Source organism: Mesorhizobium sp. M4A.F.Ca.ET.050.02.1.1 (assembly GCF_003997725.1).
GTDB lineage: Bacteria > Pseudomonadota > Alphaproteobacteria > Rhizobiales > Rhizobiaceae > Mesorhizobium.
Genome location: NZ_RZSG01000756.1, coordinates 1 through 2,907, shown reverse-complemented (window position 1 = coordinate 2,907; position 2,907 = coordinate 1). Strand labels below are relative to the sequence as shown.

Genomic DNA, 2,907 nt, shown 5'->3' with positions numbered 1-2,907 from the left:
GCATGGCATCGAGGTCGCTCCTGCCCTGATCGCCGACGGCTTCATCAACGAGGCCGGCGGCTATCAGGTGACGCCGCGTGTGATGCTGGCAAAAGACCGGCCCACCGCCATCATCTTCAACAACGACGCCATGGCGCTCGGCGGCTGCAAGGCGCTCGCCGAAATGGGCATCCGACCCGGCCATGACATCGCGGTGATCGTCATCGTCGACACCCCGCTCTGCCGCTATTTTTCCCCGGCGCTGACCGCCTTCCGCCCGGCGCTTGAACCGATGGGCCGGCGGCTGGCCGAGATGCTGCTCGCATCGCTTCCTGCCTTCGCCGGCCCGGAAGGGGCGCGGATCATGCGCGAGGTCTGGCCGCTGGAGCTGATCGCGAGAGAAAGCGACTGAAAGCATTGCCGAAGGCTGGCCGGGCAGGCCTCAATCCACCTTCTTCTCGCCCTTCTCGCCAGCCTTGACGATGTCGCCAGTGGTGAACAGGATCTCCTTCAGCTCCGCCCGCCAGTCTTCCTTCTGACGCAGCAGGAATTCGAGATTCATGCCGAAATGTTTGAATTCCTCACCTTGCGCATTCTTCATGATGGCGCGCGCCTGCGCGTCCTTTTCCACCGACATGCGCTGTTCGTACCAACTGATCGCCTCCGCCTCCTCGATCAGCGATGTGATCATGCGGGCAAAGGTCCGCACCTTCTGCGTCAATTCCTCCGCCGGCTCGTGATACTGATCGAAACCCATTTGTCCTCCTGAGCCCATGGCTCGACCGACCATCGCGGCGATGCCTGGGCTCGCCTGCAACGGTTCCGATTGGAAAATGGTTCCGGGCACGCGCCGGCGCGGCATGTCACGCAAGTATCATGTTGGAGTCCTAGACCGCTTGCGGAAGGTGCTGGCGGCATGTCGATGCGACACCCGCTCAGGCATGCTCTGTCACAAGGGGATATCGATGAAACATCTCAGCCGGACTGCCGCACTTGGCGCGACACTTGCCCTGTTCACCACCCTGACGCCCGCGCTCGCCGATGGCGTCGCCTATATCAACAAGGGCCTGGTCGGCGTCGGCCGTATCCCCGCCAGCCAGAAGGACAAGTTCGGCGAGACCTTCGGCTCCGGTTCCGGCATGGCGATCGACGTCAAGGGCTGGGCGCGTGACGGAAACGCCTACAAGGGTTCACTGTGGCTGCTGCCGGATCGCGGCTACAACGTCGTCGGCACCACCGATTACCGCGCCCGCCTCAACACCATTTCGATCGAGCTTGCCCCGACTGCTCCCGGCGCGGCGCCCGCCGCCGGCCAGGAACAGTCGGGTGTCAAGGCGACGCTCGCCGACACCTTGCTATTGACCGACGACAAGGGCGCTGAGGCGACCGGCCTCGACCCGCTGAACGGCGTCCGCCCGGCAGCCGGCGACATGCCGATCCTGCCGCAGGCCGACAATGGCAAGCTCTCGCTGGACGACGAGGCGATCGTGCGGCTGCCCGACGGCACCATGTTCATCTCCGACGAATACGGCCCGAACATCTATCGTTTCTCGGCCGAAGGCCGCCTGATGTCGGCCACCCAGCCGCCGGCCGCCCTGGTGCCGATGCGCCACGGCAAGCCGAACTTCGCCTCCGACAATCCGGGCCCGGGTGCCGCCGAGCCCGACCCGAAGGATCCCGAGACCGGCCGCCAGAACAACCAGGGCCTGGAAGGCATGTCGCTGACGCCGGACGGCAAGTTCCTGATCGCCGTGCTGCAGTCGGCGCCGCGTCAGGATGGCGGTGATTCCGGTTCGACGCGCCAGAACACCAGGGCGCTGGTCTACGACGCTTCCGACCTCGCCCATCTCAAGCTGGCGCATGAATATGTCGTGCCGCTGCCGGTGTTTAAGGACGCCAAGGACAAGACCAAGGTGGCGGCCCAGAGCGAGATCGTCGCGCTCTCCAACACAAGCTTCCTGATGCTGACGCGCGACAGCGGCAACGGCCAGGGCGTGAAGGGCGAAGAGTCGCTCTACCGCAAGATCAACATCGTCGACCTGTCCGGCGCGACCGACATCGCCGGCGGCCCGTTCGACGCCGCCGACAAACCGGTGGCGCCGAAGGGCGTGCTCGATCCGTCGGTGAGCCCGGCCAAGCTCACGCCGTTCATCGACATCAACGACAAGGCCCAGCTTGGCCGCTTCGGCCTGCACAATGGCAAGCCGAACGACAAGGACAATCTCTCTGAGAAATGGGAGGCGATGTCGCTGGTCAGCGTGCTCGATCCGAAGCTGCCCGACGACTACTTCTTGTTCGTCGCTAACGACAACGATTTCCTGACCCAGGACGGCTTCCAGGTCGGCGCGCCCTACAAGGCCGAGGACGGCGCCGATGTCGACACCATGTTCCTGGTCTACCAGGTGACGCTGCCGAACCTCGCCACGAACTAGCTGCAGACAGAAAGGCGGACGCGCCGGGCGCGTCCGCCTTCAGGCCATTTGCCGATGATCTACTTCAAGATCTCCGCGTCCCTCGGCACGCCGGCATCGATCGGCTCGGCCGTCCTGTTCGACACGGCCGTGAGCTTGCCGGCGGGCGACAGGTTCGGGCGCACGTAGACCTGCGCGACGCCGTTAACACGACTGTAGAGGTCGATGATGTCCTGGTTCATGAAGCGCACGCAGCCGGACGAAGCATTCTTGCCGATGGAATCCCACTCCGGCGTGCCGTGCAGCCGGTACATCGTGTCCTTGCCGTCGCGGAAGAGATAGAGCGCCCGAGCGCCGAGCGGGCTCTGCGGACCGGGCGGCATGCCGTCCTTGTATTTCGCCAGTTCCGGCCGGCGCTGGATCATTTCCGGCGGCGGCGTCCAGACCGGCCACTTCTTTCGCGCCTGAACCACGGCGCTGCCGGTCCATCCGAAACCGGCCTTGCCGAGGCTGACGC

Annotated in this window: 4 protein-coding genes; 2 read left to right on the top strand and 2 right to left on the bottom strand. The window is 64.9% G+C overall.

Going from position 1 to position 2,907, the window contains the following annotated elements:
- On the top strand, nucleotides 1-391 hold a 391-nt coding region (locus EOA33_RS30645), incomplete at its 5' end, for a substrate-binding domain-containing protein (protein WP_190234417.1).
- Between the two features lie 30 nt (nucleotides 392-421).
- On the opposite strand, the gene EOA33_RS30640 is transcribed toward EOA33_RS30645, so the two are convergent.
- Nucleotides 422-736, bottom strand: coding sequence for a hypothetical protein (locus EOA33_RS30640; RefSeq protein ID WP_126053927.1), 315 nt, complete (start codon nucleotides 734-736; stop codon nucleotides 422-424).
- Nucleotides 737-944: 208 nt separating this feature from the next.
- On the opposite strand from EOA33_RS30640, the gene EOA33_RS30635 reads away from it, so the two are divergent.
- A complete protein-coding gene (locus tag EOA33_RS30635) occupies nucleotides 945-2,411 on the top strand; it encodes an esterase-like activity of phytase family protein (RefSeq protein ID WP_127407350.1) in 1,467 nt (488 codons plus the stop codon).
- A 59-nt stretch (nucleotides 2,412-2,470) separates the two neighbouring features.
- On the opposite strand, the gene EOA33_RS30630 is transcribed toward EOA33_RS30635, so the two are convergent.
- Nucleotides 2,471-2,907, bottom strand: a 437-nt coding sequence (locus EOA33_RS30630; RefSeq protein ID WP_145989368.1) for a L,D-transpeptidase, incomplete at its 5' end; no start/stop codon positions are given.